This window comes from Cupriavidus necator A5-1 (genome assembly GCF_000744095.1).
Lineage (GTDB): Bacteria > Pseudomonadota > Gammaproteobacteria > Burkholderiales > Burkholderiaceae > Cupriavidus > Cupriavidus necator_A.
On the sequence record NZ_JQLI01000008.1, the window covers coordinates 428297 to 447743 of the forward strand.

General features: G+C 69.4%; 21 protein-coding genes. 10 read left to right on the top strand and 11 right to left on the bottom strand.

Going from position 1 to position 19447, the window contains the following annotated elements:
• The 7 genes from lipA to pcp all read left to right on the top strand — a co-directional run bounded on the left by lipA (window position 1) and on the right by pcp (window position 6224).
• Window positions 1–996, top strand: a complete 996-nt coding sequence (lipA, locus tag K307_RS26100) for a lipoyl synthase (RefSeq protein WP_042883758.1) — start codon at window positions 1–3, stop codon at window positions 994–996.
• Between the two features lie 241 nt (window positions 997–1237).
• Window positions 1238–1888 carry a 5-oxoprolinase subunit PxpB gene (gene pxpB, locus K307_RS26105; RefSeq protein ID WP_042883760.1) on the top strand — a complete coding sequence of 217 codons (651 nt, stop codon included), beginning with the start codon at window positions 1238–1240 and terminating at the stop codon, window positions 1886–1888.
• Window positions 1885–2904 (top strand): biotin-dependent carboxyltransferase family protein, encoded by a 1020-nt coding sequence (locus K307_RS26110; RefSeq protein ID WP_042883761.1) that lies wholly within the window; start codon window positions 1885–1887, stop codon window positions 2902–2904. The genes pxpB and K307_RS26110 overlap by 4 nt, the downstream gene beginning before the upstream one ends.
• Window positions 2905–3006: 102 nt before the next feature.
• Entirely contained in the window at window positions 3007–3747 is a 741-nt protein-coding gene (pxpA, locus tag K307_RS26115; protein ID WP_042883763.1) for a 5-oxoprolinase subunit PxpA, read from the top strand.
• 102 nt (window positions 3748–3849) lie between these two features.
• On the top strand, window positions 3850–4578 hold the full coding sequence (locus K307_RS26120; RefSeq protein WP_042883764.1) for a DUF969 domain-containing protein: 729 nt from the start codon (window positions 3850–3852) through the stop codon (window positions 4576–4578).
• Between the two features lie 10 nt (window positions 4579–4588).
• Complete coding sequence (locus tag K307_RS26125) at window positions 4589–5539, top strand: DUF979 domain-containing protein (RefSeq protein WP_042883765.1); 951 nt, start codon at window positions 4589–4591, stop codon at window positions 5537–5539.
• A 16-nt stretch (window positions 5540–5555) separates the two neighbouring features.
• Entirely contained in the window at window positions 5556–6224 is a 669-nt protein-coding gene (pcp, locus tag K307_RS26130) for a pyroglutamyl-peptidase I (protein ID WP_042883766.1), read from the top strand.
• Between the two features lie 14 nt (window positions 6225–6238).
• Here the strand turns inward: pcp and K307_RS26135 are convergent, their stop codons facing one another.
• Genes K307_RS26135 through K307_RS26155 form a run of 5 tightly spaced genes read right to left on the bottom strand, consistent with a single transcriptional unit; the run spans window position 6239 to window position 11178 of the window.
• Complete coding sequence (locus tag K307_RS26135) at window positions 6239–7510, bottom strand: VanZ family protein (RefSeq protein WP_042883768.1); 1272 nt, start codon at window positions 7508–7510, stop codon at window positions 6239–6241.
• A 21-nt stretch (window positions 7511–7531) separates the two neighbouring features.
• Complete coding sequence (locus K307_RS26140) at window positions 7532–8167, bottom strand: ABC-type transport auxiliary lipoprotein family protein (RefSeq protein WP_419187180.1); 636 nt, start codon at window positions 8165–8167, stop codon at window positions 7532–7534.
• Between the two features lie 52 nt (window positions 8168–8219).
• Window positions 8220–9164 carry an MlaD family protein gene (locus K307_RS26145; protein WP_042883770.1) on the bottom strand — a complete coding sequence of 315 codons (945 nt, stop codon included), beginning with the start codon at window positions 9162–9164 and terminating at the stop codon, window positions 8220–8222.
• Window positions 9161–10045 carry an ABC transporter ATP-binding protein gene (locus K307_RS26150; protein ID WP_042883771.1) on the bottom strand — a complete coding sequence of 295 codons (885 nt, stop codon included), beginning with the start codon at window positions 10043–10045 and terminating at the stop codon, window positions 9161–9163. The genes K307_RS26145 and K307_RS26150 overlap by 4 nt, the downstream gene beginning before the upstream one ends.
• Window positions 10042–11178: an MlaE family ABC transporter permease gene (locus K307_RS26155; RefSeq protein WP_080745241.1), complete on the bottom strand. Its 1137-nt coding sequence runs from the start codon at window positions 11176–11178 to the stop codon at window positions 10042–10044. Before K307_RS26155 ends, K307_RS26150 begins: the two co-directional genes overlap by 4 nt.
• Window positions 11179–11360: 182 nt before the next feature.
• On the opposite strand from K307_RS26155, the gene K307_RS26160 reads away from it, so the two are divergent.
• The 3 genes from K307_RS26160 to K307_RS26170 are packed head-to-tail and all read left to right on the top strand — an operon-like array spanning window position 11361 to window position 13861.
• Window positions 11361–12269: a biotin--[acetyl-CoA-carboxylase] ligase gene (locus K307_RS26160; protein WP_042883772.1), complete on the top strand. Its 909-nt coding sequence runs from the start codon at window positions 11361–11363 to the stop codon at window positions 12267–12269.
• Window positions 12266–13096, top strand: a complete 831-nt coding sequence (locus tag K307_RS26165) for a type III pantothenate kinase (protein WP_042883773.1) — start codon at window positions 12266–12268, stop codon at window positions 13094–13096. Before K307_RS26160 ends, K307_RS26165 begins: the two co-directional genes overlap by 4 nt.
• A gap of 48 nt (window positions 13097–13144) precedes the next feature.
• Window positions 13145–13861 carry an SPOR domain-containing protein gene (locus tag K307_RS26170; RefSeq protein WP_042883774.1) on the top strand — a complete coding sequence of 239 codons (717 nt, stop codon included), beginning with the start codon at window positions 13145–13147 and terminating at the stop codon, window positions 13859–13861.
• Window positions 13862–13888: 27 nt separating this feature from the next.
• On the opposite strand, the gene rfaE2 is transcribed toward K307_RS26170, so the two are convergent.
• The 6 genes from rfaE2 to K307_RS26200 all read right to left on the bottom strand — a co-directional run bounded on the left by rfaE2 (window position 13889) and on the right by K307_RS26200 (window position 19415).
• Window positions 13889–14383 carry a D-glycero-beta-D-manno-heptose 1-phosphate adenylyltransferase gene (gene rfaE2 / locus K307_RS26175; RefSeq protein ID WP_042883775.1) on the bottom strand — a complete coding sequence of 165 codons (495 nt, stop codon included), beginning with the start codon at window positions 14381–14383 and terminating at the stop codon, window positions 13889–13891.
• A 3-nt stretch (window positions 14384–14386) separates the two neighbouring features.
• Complete coding sequence (locus K307_RS26180; protein WP_155301285.1) at window positions 14387–14695, bottom strand: hypothetical protein; 309 nt, start codon at window positions 14693–14695, stop codon at window positions 14387–14389.
• Window positions 14696–15279: 584 nt separating this feature from the next.
• Complete coding sequence (locus K307_RS26185) at window positions 15280–16137, bottom strand: ferritin (protein WP_042883777.1); 858 nt, start codon at window positions 16135–16137, stop codon at window positions 15280–15282.
• A 192-nt stretch (window positions 16138–16329) separates the two neighbouring features.
• Complete coding sequence (locus K307_RS26190) at window positions 16330–17592, bottom strand: patatin-like phospholipase family protein (protein ID WP_051975192.1); 1263 nt, start codon at window positions 17590–17592, stop codon at window positions 16330–16332.
• A gap of 80 nt (window positions 17593–17672) precedes the next feature.
• Window positions 17673–18500, bottom strand: a complete 828-nt coding sequence (locus K307_RS26195; RefSeq protein ID WP_042883779.1) for a PhaM family polyhydroxyalkanoate granule multifunctional regulatory protein — start codon at window positions 18498–18500, stop codon at window positions 17673–17675.
• 69 nt (window positions 18501–18569) lie between these two features.
• Window positions 18570–19415 (bottom strand): enoyl-CoA hydratase/isomerase family protein, encoded by an 846-nt coding sequence (locus K307_RS26200; protein ID WP_042883780.1) that lies wholly within the window; start codon window positions 19413–19415, stop codon window positions 18570–18572.
• Window positions 19416–19447 lie beyond the last annotated feature (32 nt).

Consider the following 19447-nt stretch of genomic DNA (forward strand, 5'->3'; position numbering starts at 1 on the left):
ATGAGCGACGCCCTGATCGCCACTTCCAGCGAAGCCCCGCAGTCCCCCGCGGAGCAGTATGACCCGACCCGCAAGCAGAAGTCGGCCGACAAGACCGCACGCATCCCCATCAAGATCGTGCCGGCCGAAAAGCTCAAGAAGCCGGACTGGATCCGCGTCAAGGCCGCCACCGGCAACTCACGCTTCTACGAGATCAAGGACATTCTGCGCGCCAACAACCTGGTGACAGTGTGCGAGGAAGCGAGCTGCCCCAACATCGGTGAATGCTTCGGCAAGGGCACCGCCACCTTCATGATCATGGGTGACAAGTGCACGCGCCGCTGCCCGTTCTGCGACGTCGGCCACGGCCGCCCCGATCCGCTCGACGTGAATGAGCCGGGCAACCTGGCGCGCACCATCGCCCAGCTCAAGCTGAACTACGTGGTGATCACCAGCGTCGACCGCGACGACCTGCGCGACGGCGGCGCCCAGCACTATGTCGACTGCATCTCGCAGACGCGCGAGCTGTCGCCCGCCACCCGCATCGAAGTGCTGGTGCCCGACTTCCGCGGCCGCCTGGACAAGGCGCTGGACATCCTGCAGGCCTGCCCGCCGGACGTGATGAACCACAACATGGAAACCGTGCCGCGCCTGTACAAGCAGGCCCGCCCGGGCGCGGACTATGAGCACTCGCTCAAGCTGCTGCAGGAATTCAAGCGCCGCAACCCCAACGTGCCGACCAAGTCCGGCCTGATGGTGGGCCTGGGCGAAACCGACGAGGAAATCCTCGAGGTCATGCGCGACATGCGCGCCCACGACATCGACATGCTGACCATCGGCCAGTACCTGGCGCCGTCGAACCACCACCTGCCGGTGCTGCGCTACGTGCATCCCGATACCTTCAAGATGTTCGAGGAAGAGGCCTACAAGATGGGCTTCACCCACGCCGCGGTGGGCGCGATGGTGCGCAGTTCGTACCACGCTGACCAGCAGGCGCATCAGGCGGGATTTGCCTGAGCGGTAGCACTGCACACTGTTCGAGTAGAAACGGCCGGGATTTCCGGCCGTTTTTTCTTTGGTGCCCCGTCATGGTGCGGCGGGTTGCAGTGGCCTATGCGCCCATAGGGTCAACCCTGACTGTTTCTCCCGCTTTCATTTCGATATGATGAATTCATCGATAAATTGTCGATGAAATACAGCTACGTCACATTCCGGCTTGCCTGCCTACACTGGTAGCAAGTGCGCTACCGGGAATCCCATGAACTCCTGCACCGTCCACCGACTCGCCGAGCAGGCGCTGCTGTACAGCGTGGCGCCGCCCGCATCGCTGGAAGTCCAGCGTCGCATCTGGGCGATGGCCGCCCGGGCGGCGGACTGGCGCGGCGTGGTGGACGTGGTGCCGGGCATGAACAACCTGACGGTGATCTTCGATGGCAGTGCCGATGTGGGCGCGCTGGAGCGCAACCTGAAGCTCGCGTGGGCCTCGGGCGAGGCGCGCAATGCAACCGGCAAGCTGGTGGAGATCCCGGTGCGATACGGCGGCGAGCACGGCCCGGACCTGGGCGACGTGGCGGCCCATACCGGCCTGTCGCCGCAGGAAGTGGCGCGCCGCCATGCGGCTGGCGAGTACGTCGTCTACTTCCTTGGTTTCCAGCCCGGTTTCGCCTATATGGGCGGCCTGGCGCCCGAGCTGGCCACGCCGCGCCGGCGCGAGCCGCGCGTGGCGGTGCCGGCCGGCTCGGTCGGCATCGGCGGCGAGCAGACCGGCATCTATCCGGCGGTGCTGCCGGGCGGCTGGCAACTGATCGGGCATACCGAAGCCGAACTCTTCGTGGCGGACCGCGATCCGCCGTCCCTGTTCGCGCCCGGCGACATCGTGCGCTTTGTCGCCGAGGAAATCATCGCGTGATCGAGATCATCCGACCTGGCGCGCTTGCCTCGGTGCAGGACCTGGGCCGAACCGGCTTTCGCCGTTTCGGCGTGGGCCGTTGCGGTGCGATGGATCCGCTGGCCGTGGCGGTCGGCAACCGGCTGTTGGGCAACGACCCTGGCTGCGCCGCCATTGAATTCACGCTGGGCCGCGCCGCGGTGCGCTTTCATGCGGACCTGCGCGTGGCGCTGGCCGGCGCCGAGTGCGGCGCCAACCTGGACGGCGTTCCAGTGTGGTCGTGGCATGCCTTCGACGTGCACAAGGGCGAGACCCTGACGCTGCCGTCGACGCGCGGCGGTACGCGGGTGTACCTGTGCGTGGCCGGCGGCATCGCTGTCGAGCCGGTGATGGGTTCGCGCAGCACCGACCTGAAATCCGGTTTCGGCGGCCTGGGCGGGCGCGCGCTGCAGGAAGGCGATCGCCTCCCCGCGGGGCGCCCGGGCCTGGCGGCCGAAGGCGACTGGCTCGGCGTGCAGGCGCCGGCCTGGGCACTGCCGGCCGAAGTCGACGGCAAGGCCACGCCGGTCCGCATGCTGCCCGGGCCCGAGTACGAGGATTTCGACACCGCCTCGCAGCAGGCGCTGTGGCAGGCCGACTGGACCGTCACGCCCAACAGCAACCGCATGGGCCTGCGCCTGAACGGACCGGCGCTGGCGCGCCGGCCCGAGCGCAGCGCCGACCTGCTGTCGCACGGCGTGGTCCCGGGCGTGATGCAGGTGCCGCCGGCCGGCCAGCCGATCGCGCTGATGGCCGATGCGCAGACCACCGGCGGCTATCCCAAGATCGGCGTGGTGATCGGCGCCGATTTGTGGCGGCTGGCGCAGGTGCCGCTGGGCGCGCCGGTGCGCTTCGTGCGGGTCACGCTGGACCAGGCCACGGCGGCGCAGGCCGAGGTCGACCGCTACCTGCGCCAGATCGACCAGGCGCTGCAATGGCAGGGTGATGGCATGACCATCGCCGCGCGCCGGCGCACGCTGACCCGCGCGGCGGCGTGACGTCGCGGGCGCAAGACAGATAACCGCGCCGGCGCGCAGCCACGCACCGGCATGCAGACAGAGGCGGCGGCGCATAGCACCGCCCCGCACAGGAGAACGGCAATGCAGATCGATTTGAACGCCGACCTCGGCGAAGGCTGCGGCAACGACGAGGCGCTGCTGGCGCTGATCAGTTCCGCCAACGTGGCATGCGGCTGGCATGCCGGTGACGCGTCCACCATGCTGCAGACGGTGAAGTGGGCGATCGAGCGTGGCGTCGCCATCGGCGCGCACCCGAGCTACCCGGACCGCGAGAACTTCGGCCGCACCGAGATGCAGCGCGACCCCGAGGCGGTCTACGCCGACGTGCTGTACCAGATCGGCGCGCTCGACGCGATCGTGCGCGCTCAGGGCGGCCAGCTCCATCACGTCAAGGCGCATGGCGCGCTCTACAACCAGGCCGTGCGCGACCCCGCGCTGGCCCGCGCGATCGTGCGCGCGGTGCGCGACTTCGATTCCGACCTGGTGTTCTTCGGCCTGGCCGGCAGCCAGATGATCGACATCGCCAAGGAGGCCGGCCTGCGCGTCAAGCAGGAAGTCTTTGCCGACCGCGGCTACAACCCCGACGGCACGCTGGTCAAGCGCGGCACGCCCGGCGCGCTGCACGAGGACGAGGAAGTTGCCCTGAACCAGACCCTGACCATGGTGCGCGAGCAGCGCGTGCGCGCCATCGACGGCACCTGGGTACCGATCCGCGCTGAAACCGTGTGTCTGCACGGCGACGGCGCCCACGCGCTTACCTTTGCGCGCCGCATCCGGGAACGGCTGGGCGCGGAAGGCATCGCGATCCGCGCCGGCGACTGAGCGCAAGCAGCACAGTCGGCGGTACCTTGCGCGGCACGCCGCGCTGCCTCAGCCGGACGGCAAAGTACCGTCCGGTCTCACCAAGAAAGTCGGGTGTTTTCCATGGAACAGGCAGTTAACCTTTGGCCCCTTGTCGGGGTCGGCGTCATCATTGTCGGCTTCGTGCTGCGCTTCAATCCCATGCTGGTGGTGGTGCTCGCCGCGCTGGCCACCGGGCTGGCCGCGCCGATGCCGCTGATGCAGATCTTCACCGCGATCGGCACCGCCTTCGTCAAGGCGCGCAACCTGCCGCTGATCATCCTGCTGCCGCTGGCCGTGATCGGCCTGCTCGAGCGGCACGGCCTGCGCGAGCATGCGCAGGCCTGGATCGCGCGCATCGCCTCGGCCACGGTCGGGCGGCTGCTGATCGTCTACCTGGGCGTGCGCGAGCTGACCGCTGCGGTCGGCCTGACCAGCCTGGGCGGCCATCCGCAGATGGTGCGCCCGCTGCTGGCGCCGATGGCGGAGGGCGCGGCCGAGAACCGCTTCGGCCACCTGCCCGAGCCGGTGCGCCAGCGCGTGCTGGCCTTCTGCGCCGCCACCGACAACGTGGGCCTGTTCTTCGGCGAGGATATCTTCGTCGCGTTCGGCGCCATCGCGCTGATGCATACGTTCCTGCTGTCGTCGAACATTGATGTCGAACCGCTGCATATCGCCGTGTGGGGCATCCCTACCGCGATCTGCGCCTTCCTGATCCATGCGGTGCGCCTGAAGCGCCTGGATGGCTGGCTGGAGCGCGAGCTGGGCGGCAAGGCCCCTGCGGGCGACGTAGCCCTCAAGAGCGTCGAGTAAGGAGCCAGCCATGATCGTTTCCATCGAATACCTCTACTGGCTCGCCGGCCTGGTGCTGGCCATCACCGCGCTGATGACCTTCACCGACCGCGCGCATCCCCGTCGCTTCAGCACCGGCCTCTTCTGGCTGCTGTACGCGATCGTGTTCCTGATCGGCGACCGGCTGCCGCCGGCGGCGGTCGGCATCGGCGCGGTGGTGATGGCGCTGATCGCGGGCTTTGGCGGCGTTGCCCACGGCAAGCATGAAAGCCTGCCGGAAGAAGAGCGCCGCACCAGCGCCCGCCGCCTCGGCAACAAGCTGTTTATCCCGGCCTTGCTGATTCCGCTGGTGACCGTGATCGGCACCGTGCTGTTCAAGGACGTCAAGGTGGCGGGCTTGCCGCTGCTCGATCCCAAGAACGTGACCTTCGTCTCGCTCGGCATCGGCTGCCTGATTTCGCTGGCCGTGGTGTGCTGGCTCACGCGCGACACCGTGGCGCAGGGCCTGCGCGAATCGCGCCGGCTGACCGATTCGCTCGGCTGGGCGCTGGTGCTGCCGCAGATGCTGGCGATGCTGGGCCTGGTGTTCGCCGACGCCGGCGTGGGCAAGGCCGTGGCGCACCTGACTACTGCCTACATCAACATGGACTACAAGCTGGTGGCGGTGGCGGTCTACTGCGTGGGCATGGCGCTGTTCACGGTGATCATGGGCAACGGCTTCGCGGCCTTCCCGGTGATGACCGGCGGCGTGGGCGTGCCCATCCTGGTCGGCATGTTCGGCGGCAACCCGGCGGTGATGGCGGCGATCGGCATGTTCTCGGGCTATTGCGGTACGCTGATGACGCCGATGGCGGCCAACTTCAATATCGTGCCGGCGGCGCTGCTGGAACTCGACGACAAGAACGCCGTGATCCGCGCCCAGGTGCCGACCGCACTCGCCATCCTGGCGGCCAATATCGCGCTGCTGTACTTCCTGATGTAACCGCGGAGCCCTTGCCATGCGTACCGTGCTGCTGACCGGCTTCGAGCCGTTCGAGAACGAACCGATCAATCCGTCCTGGGAGGCGGTGCGCGCGCTAGATGGCGAGCGCGTCGGCGATGCCGTGATCGTGGCGCGCCAGCTGCCGTGCGTGTTCGGCGCGGCGATCGACGCGATCGGCGAGCTGGTCGGCGCGCTGCAGCCGGCGCTGGTGATCGCCGTGGGCCAGGCGGGTGGGCGTGCCGAGATGTCGGTGGAGCGCGTGGCGATCAATGTCGACGATGCGCGCATCGCCGACAACGCCGGCGAGCAGCCGATCGATACGGCCATCGTCGAAGACGGTCCCGCGGCATATTTCTCGACCCTGCCGATCAAGGCCATGGTGCGCGACATGCGCGCCGCGGGCGTGCCGGCCTCGGTGTCGCAGACGGCGGGCACGTTCGTGTGCAACCACGTGTTCTACGGGCTGATGCACCGGCTGGCGCAGCACAAGGGCCACAAGGACCACAAGGGCGGTGAGGTACGCGGCGGCTTTATCCACATCCCCTACCTGCCGGAACAGGCGGCGCGCCATCCCGGCCAGCCGAGCCTGGCGCAGGAAACGCTGGTCAAGGGATTGCGCCAGGCCGTGGCGACGGCGCTGGCGACCCGAGCGGACGTACGCGAGCAGGGCGGCCAGCTGCACTAGCCTGCCGGCCCTGGCTACTCCTGCGTACCGGCCGCGGCCGCCTCACGGCGCGCCGCGGCTTTTTTCATGGCGAGGCGCCGCACGCTGACCTGCTCGAAGCGCCAGATCACATAACAGCACGCCAGGAACGGCCACAGCCAGCCCAGCCATTGCGCCAGGCTGTTGAAGTGGACGAAGCGGCCCATGCGCCAGCCTTGCTCGGAAATCCACGCATAGGGATTGGACGGCAGCACGTTGGTCAGTACCACCAGCGTGGCCAGCGACGCCATCGCCAGCATCGCGCGCAGCCAGCGCGGCAGGTACAGCAGCAGCGCCAGCACCAGAGAACTGGTCACCAGCGCGAAGCGGCCGCCTTCGGACAGCCAGACGAAGGCGCTTTCGGCCGGGAACTGCAGCTCGGCCACGGTGGCCTTGAGCAGCAGCGCCGCCGCCAGCAGGCCGGCCAGGATGCGCAGCGACGGTGCGCTGCGGCGCATGGCGATCGAGGCGAACAGCCCCGTGCCGATCCAGCTGCTGGCGGTCACCAGCGATTCCAGCAACTGCTGGCTCTGCATGTCCTCGGGCCGCAGTCCGATATGGTCCTGCCACGCCTCCAGCTGCGGGAACAGCATCTGCAGCACCTGCATCGGCCACGAATCCGGATCGGTCAGCCATTCGCGCACGATGCCGCCCATGCCGAACAGGTGCTCCTGCGGGAAGATCTGCGCGAACGGCCACAGCATCAGCAGGATGATGGCAAAGCTGGCGTGCGGCTCGAACCAGGCATGGCGCAGCCGCGTCAGACGCCCGTCGTCGATCAGCGCGCGCGTGAAGGGCGCCACCACCGCGCCGCCCAGCAGCGCGCCCAGCGCATTGGTGATCAGGTCGATGTTGGACGAGATCCGGCTCGGCAGCCAGGTCTGGAACGCCTCCATGCACGCCGACAGCAGCGCGCCCGCCACCAGCGCCACCAGCGTGGCGCGCCCGCCTGACATGCGCGGATGCAACGCCAGCACCACCAGCGCGCCGAAGGGGAAATACCCCAGCACATTGGTCAGCAGGTCGAAGTCGGTGATGTAGCGCGGCTTGGGCGCGGTCAGGAAGGCGAACGGCGAGATGCCGTTGTCGACCCAGCCGGAGAACGGGTACAGGCTGGCGTACACCACCAGCAGCGTGAAGCAAAGCAGCCCCACGCGGGACAGCGGCGAATACTGCGGCCCCTGCGGCCCGGCGGGTTTGGGTACGGACGTTGCCGCCGCAGGCAGCGGCGAGGGCGGCGCGGAGGGCGGCGGGGGAGCCGGCTCCATGGGCATATCTCCTTGCTTGTCTTACTTTAGCTGCAGTGTGCCGGCCCAGTCGAGCACCGTGGCGATCACCGCGTCGCTGGCGTCGGCCAGCGCCTTGACGCCGCCGGCGCCGTCGCCGCTGGGCGCGGGCCGGCGCGCCTCGAAGGTCTGCTGGCCGATCATGCCGTGGTGGTACACCGTGGCGCGCAGCCGCACCACGCCCTGGCTGGTGCTGGCGCTGTCGAATACCTGTTCGAACTCGAGCAGGTCGACCTTGAGCGCCGGCACGCTGCTATCGCCCGACCAGGTCAGCGCGCCGCGCGCCGCCACGGCTTCGCGTAGCCGCTCGTCGAACAGGCGCGTGGGCGACATCACCCAGCGCTGCGTGGCATAGGCCTGCAGCCGCTGCGCCTGTGCGTACTGCAGCCGGTAGTAGAGCGCGTTGCCTTCGAGCCAGTCGGGGCCGTCGGTCTGCGCCACGCGCAGCCTGGGCAGCGGCGCGGGGCCCGGATTTGTCGCGGGCAGGGCAGCGGACGGACCCAGGTCATAGGTGACGGTGGGCGTGCCGCGCGACAGCGCGCAGCCCGACAGCACCAGCGCCGCGGCCACCAGCCCCAGCAGCGTGGCGGGGACGGAGGCGCGGCGGTGTTGGCGTGGCATCTCGGGGGCAGGGTTCACGGCGATGTCTCGGCGTTGGCGGTTTCTGGGTCTGGGCGGGATGGCGCTGTCATCAGGGCGCGCTGAAGCCCGGCTCGCCCGGCCCGGGCGTCGGCGTCGGCGCGCCGAACAGCACGCTGCTCGGGCTCTCGTTGAACTGGCCGGCGGCGCGCTCGAAGGTGCGCGCGGTCTGGCGCGCGTCACGGGCCAGGCCGTTGAGCTGCGGCAGCGTTTCCTGGCTGAAGGTGCCGGCCGCCGACTGCACCGAGGCGGACGCGCCCTGCAGGTCGCGCCCGACGCTGTCGACGGTGCGCATCACGGTGCCGTTCGGGTTGGCCAGCTCCTGGGTCAGGCGTCGGGTCGATTCCAGCGTGGCGTTGAGGTTCTCGGTGACTTTCGGCAGCCGGTTCGTGGCCGGCGCCAGCGAAGCCGACAGCTGCGAGTAATCCTCGGCGGTCTTGCGCACCGAGCGGATCGCCGCCATCAGCTCGGCGCGGTTGGCGATCTGGAACATGTCGTTGAGCGAGGCCAGCAGCGTTTCGGCCTGGGTCAGCAGCGTGTCGCCGCGCTTTTCCAGCTCCTCGAAGAAGCCGGGGCGCATAGCGATGCGCGCCGGCGCCTTGGGCGAGGTGGGCAGCGGCGGCGAGGTCGCGGCGTCGCCATCGTGCGCGGCGGAGTCATCGAGCTGCACGTAGGCGATCCCGGTCACGCCCTGGAAGCCCAGCGTGGCATAGGTGGTGCGCGTGATCGGCGTGTCCTTGTTGACGCTGATGCGCACAATGATCTGGCCCGGCACCTGCGGATCGAATTTGATCGCTTCGACCTTGCCCACTGGCAGGCCACGGTACTTCACGTCTGCCTGCGGGCCCAGCCCGTTGACGGTGGAGCGCGTGATCAGGTCATACGGCACGCGCACCGCGTGGTCGCTGCTGAACCAGAAGATCGCGAACATGACCAGCACGGCCAGGCCGATCGTGAACACGCCCGCGAGGAATGCATTTGACTTGTTTTCCATCATGCTTCTCCAGAGGGCGCCGCATCCGGTCGCGCGGGGTTTGCGGACGGCACGGACTGCCCTGGCTGCTGCAGCGCCTGCATGGCGCGCTGGGCACGCTCGCCCAGGAAATACTCGCGGATGAAGGGGTGATCCACCTTCACTACTTCTGCGATCGGCGCCGCGGCCACCAGCTTGTGGTCGGCCAGCACCGCGACGCGGTCGGACAGCGCCACCAGCGTGTCCAGGTCATGCGTGATCATCACCACCGTGAGGCCCAGTTCGCGCCGGAGTTCCCGGATCAGCGCCACGTAGTCGTCCGAGGCCATGGGGTCCAGGCCGGCGGTGGGCTCATCCAGGAACAGCAACTCGGGCTCCAGCGCCAGCGCGCGTGCCAGCGCCACGCGCTTGATCATGCCGCCGGACAGGTCCGACGGCATCTTGTCGGCGTCGCGCGCGGACAGGCCCACCAGCTGCAGCTTGAGCAGCGCCGCGCGGCAGATCAGGTTGTCGGGCAGCGCGCGCAGCTCGCGCAGCGGCAGCGCGATATTGTCGATCACCGACAGCGCCGAGAACAGCGCGCCGCGCTGGAACTGCAGGCCCCAGCGGTTGCGCAGCGCCTGCAGCTGCGCCGCGTTCAGCCGGCGTGGCTCTTCGCCGAACACGCGGATGGTGCCCGAGGTGGGCCGCTCCAGCCCGACGATCTGGCGCAGCAGCACGGTCTTGCCGCTGCCCGAGCCGCCCACGATCGACAGCACCTCGTCGCGGTAGACGTCCAGGTCGATGCCGTCGTGCACCACGGCCTTGCCGAAGCGCTTGACCAGGTTGCGCACCTCGATCACCGGGGTGGGCTTCGATTGCGAGGCATGCGAGGCGGCTTGCGAGGCGGATGGCAGGGAACTCATAAGCCCACGTCCTTGAACAGGATCGCAATCACCGCGTCGGCCAGGATCACGATGGTGATCGCGGTCACCACCGAGGCGGTCGTGCCTTCGCCCAGGCTCTGCGTGTTGGGCTTGATGCGCAGCCCGAAGTGGCACGCTGTCAGCGCGATCAGGATGCCGAACACCACGCCCTTGCCCAGCCCCAGCCAGAGGTTGGCCACCGGCACCGCGTCGGGCAGTTCGCGCAGGAAGAAGGCGGCGCTGATGCCAAGCTGCATGCGCGCGGCCAGCATGCCGCCGGCCAGCGCCAGCACGTCGGTCCACGCCACCAGCAGCGGCATGGCGACGGCCAGCGCGATCACGCGCGGCATGATCAGCCGGAAGCCGTGCGAGATGCCCATCACGCGCATCGCGTCGAGTTCCTCGGTCACGCGCATCACGCCGATCTGCGCGGTGATGGCCGAGCCCGAGCGCCCCGCGATCAGGATCGCCGCCAGCACTGGCCCCAGCTCGCGGATCACCGCCATGCCGAGGATGTTGACGATAAAGGTGCTGGCGCCGAAGGTGCGCAGCTGGTTGGCCGACAGGTACGACAGCACGATGCCGATCAGGAAACCGACCAGCGCGGTGATGCCCAGCGCCTTGTAGCCCACGTTATAGATATTGGCCGAGATCTCGCGCCACGGTCCGCGCTGCGGCATGCGCGCGAAGCGCAGCAGGTCGAAGGCGAGCTGGCCCAGCATGGTGATGCCGCGGCCCAGCTGCTCGCCGAACGACAGCACGTTCGCGCCGAACAGCGTGACCGGGTTGAAGCGGTCCACCATGTGCTTCTTCCAGCCTTCATCCTGCACCGCGGCGATGCGCTCGAACACGCGGCGCTGGCCGTCGCTGGCATCGAGCTGCGACGGCAGCTTGCCATCCCACGCCTGCCACAGCAGCTGCCCGCCGATGTGGTCCAGGCGCTCCACCTCGGCGAGCGACCACTGCGCATGCTCCGGCGCCAGGGCCAGTTCGTGCAGTTGCGACCGCAACTGCCGCGCCTGGTGGCAGCCGGCCAGCGCGAGCGCGGTCCAGTCGCCACGCAGCTGTACGCTGACGGTTCCGTCCCCGCGGGTGATCTGGAAATCTGGCGTCGTCTGCTGTTCCAAGGGCAAGGGATGTGATGGCCGAGTCCCGATTCTAAGCCACCCGCCCCGCTGGCGCGACCGCGGGCATGCCGCCGCCCTGGCCGGGCGCGCCGCACGGCTACAATGCGGCATCCGTGGCCGGCGCCCGCGTTTGCCTGTGCGCTATACGATCCCCGTCGATCCCAGTCCTCTTGCTCCCTTTGTCCCGCATGCCCGCCGATCCTGCCAGCCCGTCCAATTCGTCTGCCCAGTCCGCGCAGTCCACCCAGTCCGCCACCTCCGCCCTCTCCTGGCGCATCGATGCCGACGCCCTGCGCGCCGCGCTCTCGCCCGCGCTGCGCGACTGGACGCTGGAACTGGTGGAGGAAACCGGCTCGACCAATGCCGACCTGACCGCCACCTGCCGCCAGGCGCCCTGGTCCGACGCCGGCCGGCTGCGCCTTGCCTACCGCCAGACCGCCGGACGCGGGCGCCAGGGCCGGGCCTGGCAGGGGCAGGCGGGCATGACCTTCTCGGTGGCGTTGCCGCTGGCGCTGGCGCCGGCGCAACTCAGCGGCCTGAGCCTGGGCGTGGGCCTGGCGCTGGCCGAGGCGCTGGGCGATGTCGATGCGCGGCTGGGCGCGCGCGTCGGCCTGAAGTGGCCCAACGACCTGCAGATCGACGGCCGCAAGCTGGCCGGCATCCTGATCGAATCGGTGCCCGCGGGCCCGCAGCGGGTCTGGGCCGTGATCGGCATCGGCCTGAACCTGGTGCGCGACGCGCAGATGGAGGCGGCGCTGGGCCGCGAACTGGCGGGCGTGGCCGAGGCGCTGCCCGGCTTTGACGCCCAACGCGACGCGCCGCGCCTGCTGGCCGCGCTGCTGGAGCGGCTGGCGGTGATGCGCACGGACTTCCTCGCGCATGGCTTCGGGCCGATGGCGCGGCGCTGGTCCGCCGTCGATGCCTATCGCGACCAGCCGGTGCGGCTGCTGCACGACGGCCAGGTGATCGCCGAGGGCATGGCGCGCGGCGTCGACGAGGCCGGCCACCTGCTGCTGGAAACGCCGGCGGGGCTGGAGCGCATCGCCAGCGGCGAACTGTCGCTGCGGCCTGCGCCGGGCCAGGGAGGCGCCGCATGAGCACGCCGCGGCTGCTGATCGATATCGGCAATACCCGCCTGAAATGGGCATGGTGCGAGCCGGATGCGCCGGTGCCGGCGGCCGCGGGCCTGCCCACGCCATGGCAGCACGGCGGCGCGGTCACGCATGCCGACGACGGCGCACTGAAGACGCTCGCCGCCGACCTGCGCGCGCTGCGCGGCGGCGGCCCGATGCCGGCGGTATGGATCGCCAACGTGGCCGGCCCGGTGATCGCGGCGGCCGTCGATGCGGCGCTGGTCGATGCCTTCGGCGCCTGCGCCCCGGTGCAATGGGCGCGCAGCGCCGCCGCGCACGGCAACCTCGCCAACGGCTACCGCGAGCCCACGCAACTGGGCGTGGACCGCTGGGTCGGCGCCATCGGCGCGCACCGCTGGCTGCCGCACGACACGCTGCTGGTGGTGACCGCGGGCACGGCCACGACGCTGGATATCGTCACGGTCTCGGCCGATGGCCAGGCGCGCTTCGAAGGCGGGCTGATCCTGCCCGGGCTGGCACTGATGCTGGGCACGCTGGCGCGCAATACCGCGCAGCTGCCGGCGCTGGATGTCGATGACGCCGGCACCGTGGCCGGCGCGCACCTGCGCTGGGCCGACAACACCCACGACGCGATTGCCGCCGGCTGCCTGGCGGCGCAGGCTGGCGCGATCGAACGCACCTGGCGCGCGCTGGGCGAGCGCGGTCCCACGCGCTGCCTGCTCTCGGGCGGAGCGCGCGCTGCATTGGCCGGCGCGCTCGCGATGCCATGCGAGATGCACGATAATCTGGTGCTGCTCGGCCTGCATGCGATGGCGTTGGCCGAGGCGTAGCGCTGCCTGCCATCTGCTCTCCCACACGATTCATTCCGTCCCCGCCCCATGCTTGCCAACCTGCCACGCTCGCTGCGCATCGCGCTGCTGTTGCTGCTGCTCGCCAATGTCGCTCTGCTGGCAGCAGTGCTCGGGGTGTTCGGGGCGCACCCGCTGTCGGGCTGGTTTGAATCGCCGCGTGAGCCGCACCGGCTGGAGCAGCAGGTGCGCGGCGAGCGCATGCGGTTGCAGCCACCGGCATCGGCGGCAGAGGCCGCGCCGCGCAGCGGGTTGCCCGCCACCACGGCAGGCACGGTGACCACGCTGGCTGCCGCCTGCATGGAAATCGGCGGCTTCAGCGCCCAGGCCGCGCGCCGCGCCGCCGACGACCTGGCCGCTGCCGCGCTGCGGGTGGAGGCTTTCGAGCGCCAGGAACAGGTGCGCTGGTGGATCCACCTGCCGCCGCAGCCCACCCGCGAGAACGCCGAGCGCAAGCTCGCCGAACTGCGCCGGCGCAACGTGACGGAATACTCGCTGGTGACCGCCGGTCCGGCCGAGGCGGCCACGTACACGGTGTCGCTGGGCCTGTTCCGCGAGCGCGAGCGCGCCGAGCACTACCTCGACACGCTGCGCGGCCACGGCGTGCGCACCGCCATGCTGACCGAGGCCGCGCGCCCGCTCACGCGCCAGTGGCTGCGCGTGCGCGATGCCGATGACGCGGCGCGCGCACGGCTCGAGGACATGCGCCAGCGCTACGGCGCCGAGGACGTGCTGGCCTGCTCCTGAGCCCGCACGCTGAGCCGCACGCCGGCGTCAGTTGCCCTGGCGCACCTTGGTCAGCAGCTTGGTGGTCGAGCGGTCGTGCAGGAAGGGGATGGCGTAGGCCTGGCCGCCCCAGCTGCGCACCAGCCGGGTTTCTTCCAGCGTGTCGATGTCGTAGTCGCCGCCCTTGACGTAGATGTCGGGGCGCACCAGGCGGATCAGCTCCACCGGGGTCTGCTCGCGGAACATCGCCACCAGGTCGACCGATTCCAGCGCGGCCAGCAGCGCCATGCGGTCCGACTCATGGTTGAGCGGGCGGTCATCGCCCTTGCCCAGCATCCTCACCGAGGCATCGCTGTTGACGCCCACCACCAGGCTCGCGCCCAGGGCGCGCGCCTGCGCCAGGTAGGTGGCATGGCCACGGTGCAGGATGTCGAAGACCCCGTTGGTGAACACCAGCGGGCGCGGCAGCGCGGCAATGCGCGCGGCCAGCGCGGCGGGGTCGTCGGAGGGTGTCAGCTTGGATTCGAAGGCGGGTACGGACATGGGTCAGGGTCGGAAGTTGGAGGCCGGCCCCGCAACGGGCCCGGCGCGCTTGTCCGAGATGGTACCCCGTCTCGCGCCCGACACCGCGGGCGGGTTTGCGGCCTGGCCCGCCAGCGGCAGCGGCACGCTCGCGGCGGCAATGCCGCGCAAGACCGCCACCAGCGCCTGCCGCACGGCGTCGATGCGCGCGGCCTGTGCGCGCCCGCCCAGGTAAAGCAGGCTGACGCTGGCCCACGCCGGGAAGCCCTCGGGCACGTCCGCCACATAGGCCGCGCTGGCGCCTTCGATCCACGGTACGTTGAACTTCAGCACCGGCGTCACGCCACCGCGCGAGCGCCAGCACTGCCGACGCCGCCGTAGCGCATGACCTGGACAAAGATGCCCAGCGCCTTGAAATCGATATGACGCAATTCTTACCCCTGCCAAGCCGGCGGTGAAAGCGATGCTATCCGAATTGCGAGATATTACAAAATGCATTGATTTAATGCTGCTTTTAGCGTGCGGTGATGGATGGTGGGTGAATTTAGTATTTTATTTTGTGAAATAAAAATCTTTGTTAGCCGCGCCTGGTGTGGGGCTCACGGTTTTAGTGGCGGCGTTGGTGGTGCGCTTATTTTCTGAAATAATTGAAAATTACGACGGCATTGCAAATTGCTTGTTGGTGCGAAGGTTCTGATTCTTGGCGCGCAATTAGGCCATCGGATTTCAGTCCCTATGGCGTTGTGGCTGGTGCGCAATGATGACGTCTGATTGCCCGCCGCCCCTGGCGAACGCTCCCCTCTCCCGCAAGCGGAAGAGGGGAGCACACCGGCGGCATTCTTGAAGCCAGTCGCGAAGCCCAAAGAAAAAAGCCCCGCCAAAGCGGGGCCTTCCTGACTGACTGCAACCGAACGACTTCAGGCCGGCTGCGCGCCGCCCGCGCCGGGCAGGCGCGCATTCAGTTCCTTGCGGTAGCGGTTCAGGTCCTGCACCGTCTCGAAGGTGCGCTCGAACAGCAGCGACATGTTGTGCAGGATCCGTTCGATGACCTTCTTCTCCCAGCCTTCGTCGAAGCGGATCTGCTCGTCCAGCCAGTGCTCGAGCCAGTCCGGATCCGGCAGGCGCGACTGCACTGTGTCGTTGGGGAACAGCGCCTTGTTCACGTGCAGGTTGGTCGGGTGCAGCGGCTTCTCGGTGCGGCGCGCCGAGGCCATCAGCACGCCGATCTTGGCGAAGGCGGCGCGCGCGTTGTCGCCGAACTGGGCCAGGTACTTCTTCATGTAGCGCAGGTAGGCGCCGCCGTGGCGGGCTTCGTCCTGCGACAGGGTGCGGTAGATATGCTTGATCACCGGTTCCGTGTGCCATTCGGCGGCGCGGCGGTACCAGTGGTTCAGGCGGATCTCGCCGCAGAAATGCAGCATCAGCGTTTCCAGCGGCGGGGCCGGGTCGAACTCGAAGCGCACCGCGTGCAACTCTTCTTCGGTCGGCACCAGGTCCGGGCGGAAGCGGCGCAGGTACTCCATCAGCACCAGCGAGTGCTTCTGTTCCTCGAAGAACCAGATGCTCATGAACGCCGAAAAGTCGGAATCGTGGCGATTGTCGCGCAGGAACATTTCGGTCGCGGGCAGGGCGGACCATTCCGTGATCGCGTTCATCCGGATGGTCTTGGCCTGGTCGTCCGTCAGCATGCTGGCGTCAAAGGTATCCCACGGGATGTCCTTGTCCATGTGCCAGCGGACGGCTTCCAACGATTTGAACAGTTCGGGGTAGAGCATGGTAAGCCTTTGAAATTACGGGCAGATTCTACCAGATGCGAATTATTCTCTTCTTCTTTTTTAGCCGGGATCGGGCCAAATGCAACGTTATTTGCGAGGTTTGGCGCAGCCGGCTGCATTTTGGGGGCGATCAGCGGCGCCCGGGCCTGCCAAGTGCCATTCACGCCGCCCCGTCTTTGTGACGCCGGGCGCTCAGGGCGACACCGCCTGCTCCGCCGCCAACGCCGGGGGCGCCGCATCGGGCACGATGCCGAACAGGAACGCCGCCAGTTCGGCGGCCTGGGCCTCGGCGTCGCGTTCGCCCAGCGCCATCAGCGCCTGGGTGAATTCGGGCTCGAACAGCAGGTAGCTGGCAAAGGCCGCGCCGCGCGCCTCGGTGCCGCCCAGCGGCGCCAGCAGCGCGCGCACGGTGCGCGGCAGCTGCTTCTGGTGCTCGGCGGCGATGGCCTCGATCGGCTCGCTTGGCGAGATCGTCATCACCTGCACCGGGCGCCAGCCCTCGCGGTCGCCGGCCATTTCCGGCATGCGCGAAAGCAGCCGGTTGATATGCAGCAGCCGCTCCAGGTCGGCGCTGAGGCCGTCCAGGAAGATGCTGGCCAGCGCCTGGCCGCCCACCTGCGCCAGCGACGGGTAGCCGCCGGCCGGCACCGTGTCGAACCACCCCGAGCGCTGGCGCGAGGCTGCGCCGATCGCCAGGATGCGCGACGCGCCCAGGTGGATCGCCGGTGATAGCGGCGACATCTGCCGCATGGTGCCGTCGCCGAACCACTCGTGGTGGCCGTCGATCTCCAGCGGCATGGCCGGGAACAGGAACGGGATCGACGCCGATGCCACCAGGTGGTCAACCGTGATCTGCGCCGGCACGGCGATGCGCTGGCTGCGATGCCACGGGTGGATGCGGTGGTGGGACTGGTAGAAGGTCACGTGGCGCCCGGTGCTGTACGACAGTGCCGTCACCGCGAACGCCTGCAGCGCGCCGCTGTCCAGACTGGCCTGCACGCGCGCGGGCTCGAACAGCTCGCCCAGCATGCTGCCCAGCGGGGTGTTGTCGAACAGCGCGCGCGGGGCCCGGCGCTGCGTGGCCCAGCCCAGCGCCAGCGTCGACAGCCAGCGCGCGCCCGATATGCCCACGCGTAGCACGTCGGTGCGGTAGACGTCGTCGGCATGGATGCTGTGCCACAGCGCGCCCAGGCTTTGCGTGGCGGCCTGGAAGTCGGCCGCGTGGATGGCCAGCCCGGCGCCGTTGATCGCGCCCGCCGAGGTGCCGGCGATGATGCCGAACGGCAGCGCCCCGTGCGCCTTGCCGTGGCGCGCGGCGATGCGCGCGAGCCCGCACAGCACGCCCGCCTGGTACGCGGCGCGGGCGCCGCCGCCCATCATGATCAGCGCGGTGGCAGCGGGGTTGGGTCCGGTTTGCAGGGCAGGGCGGGGTCCCGCCAGGGGATCGCGGTGCATTGGGGGCGTGGGCGAGGGTTGTGGCGGGGCCGGTACGTTGAGTCGAGGGCGTCGGCGCGGCGGGGCCGCGCCGGTTGGGGTCAGGAAGCGTTGCTGCCGCCGTTGGCGCCATTGCTGCCATTGCTGCCATTGCTGCCGTTGCTGCCGTTGCCGTTGCCGTTGCCATTCCCGGCATTCCTGGCGGGCTTGGCCTTGGCCGCCTTACTGGCTGCCGCCTTCTTGGCAGCGGGTTTCTTTGCCGCCGGCTTGGCAGCGGATTTGGCCGCGGCGGCCTTGCGCGGGGCGTCGTTCTTCGGCGTTGCGGCGGGCTCTTGGGCAGGCGTGGCGGGGCCGGCCGCGCCGAAGCCGCCCATGCCGAACGGCGCAATGCTGGCCGCGGCGGCGCTGCTGGCGATCTGGCTGAACTGCTGCTGCAGCATGTCCCACCAAAGCCCCGCGTTGGGCTGCGCGGCGGGCCCGGTGCCCGCTGCGGCCTGTGCGCCTTCAGCCTCGGCAGGCTCCTGCGGCGGGGCCTCGGCCTGCGGCTCGTGGTGGCCAGTGGCGCCGGTATCGGCGCCGGACCGCTGCGGCGGCGTGGCGCTGGGCGCGTTGGCCGCGCGCGCGACGTTCTCCATTGCTGACTGCATGGCCTCGGGCGAGAGCGCGTTGCCGAACGTCTGCAGCGCCACCAGCGTGGCGCGCTGCACCTCCAGGCCCTGGATGGTGGTGTGCAGCAGGTTGGTATTGAGCTGCAGCCAGCTCTCCACCGCCTTCAGGTCGGCAATGCGCTTGTCGAGCTCATCGAGGTCCATCGGCGGGGCCATCGCCTGCAGCCCGGGCATCAGGCCGCCGGGCATGCCGGTACCGCTGCCCCACAATCGGCGCACAAAGTCGAAGCCGTTGGTGAAATCGGGAATCTGTCCGAACATGGTCGCGTGCTCCGTGTGCGACGCAGCCCCGGGCCGGCCAACAGGGGGGGGCCGGCGGCTGCGTCGTAGTTATCTGAACTGTGGCGGCCGCTTCTGGCGCAGGCTCGCCATGCCTTCGTGCACGTCGGGGCCGGCAAAGCCCATGAATTCGAGCGCCAGCGAGGTATCGAAGGCGGGGCCGGCCATGCGCAGCCAGTTGTTGAGGGCGTACTTGGTCCAACGGATCGCGGTCTGCGACCCGGCCGCCAGCCGGTTGGCGACTTCGAAAGCGCGCGCCACCAGTTCGTCCTCTTCCACCGCCAGCGAGACCAGGCCGATCCGCTCGGCCTCTTCGCCGCTGACCGACTCGCACAGCATCAGATAGTACTTGGCCTTGGCCATTCCGCACAGCAGCGGCCACACGATCGCGGCATGATCGCCCGCCGCCACGCCCAGCCGGGTATGGCCGTCGACGATGCGCGCGGTCCTGGCGGCGATCGAGATATCGGCCAGCAGGCCCGCCACCAGCCCGGCGCCGACGGCCGGGCCGTGCATGGCCGAGACCACCGGCTTGTCGCAGTTGATGACGTTGTAGACCAGGTCGCGCGCCTCGTGCCACACGCGCGTGCGGGTCTCGAAGTCATTGGCCATGTCCTCCACCAGCGCCAGGTCGCCGCCGGCGGAAAAGCCCTTGCCCTCGCCGCGGATCAGCGCCACGCGCACCTCGGGATCGGCGGAGACGTCGCGCCAGATCTCGGCCAGCTCGCGGTGCATGTTGGCGTCCGCCGTGGCCAGCTTCTGGTTGGCCGACTGGGCCGCGCCCATGATGATTTCCAGGATGGGGCCGTGGCGGCGCAGCGTCAGCGCGCGATAGCGGGCGTAGCGTTCGGAGAGTTCAGCGGAAGGCGAGTCGTGCGAGTCGTTGGGGGCAGTCATGGGTGGCCTGTCAGGTGAGGGGCGCGGGCCGC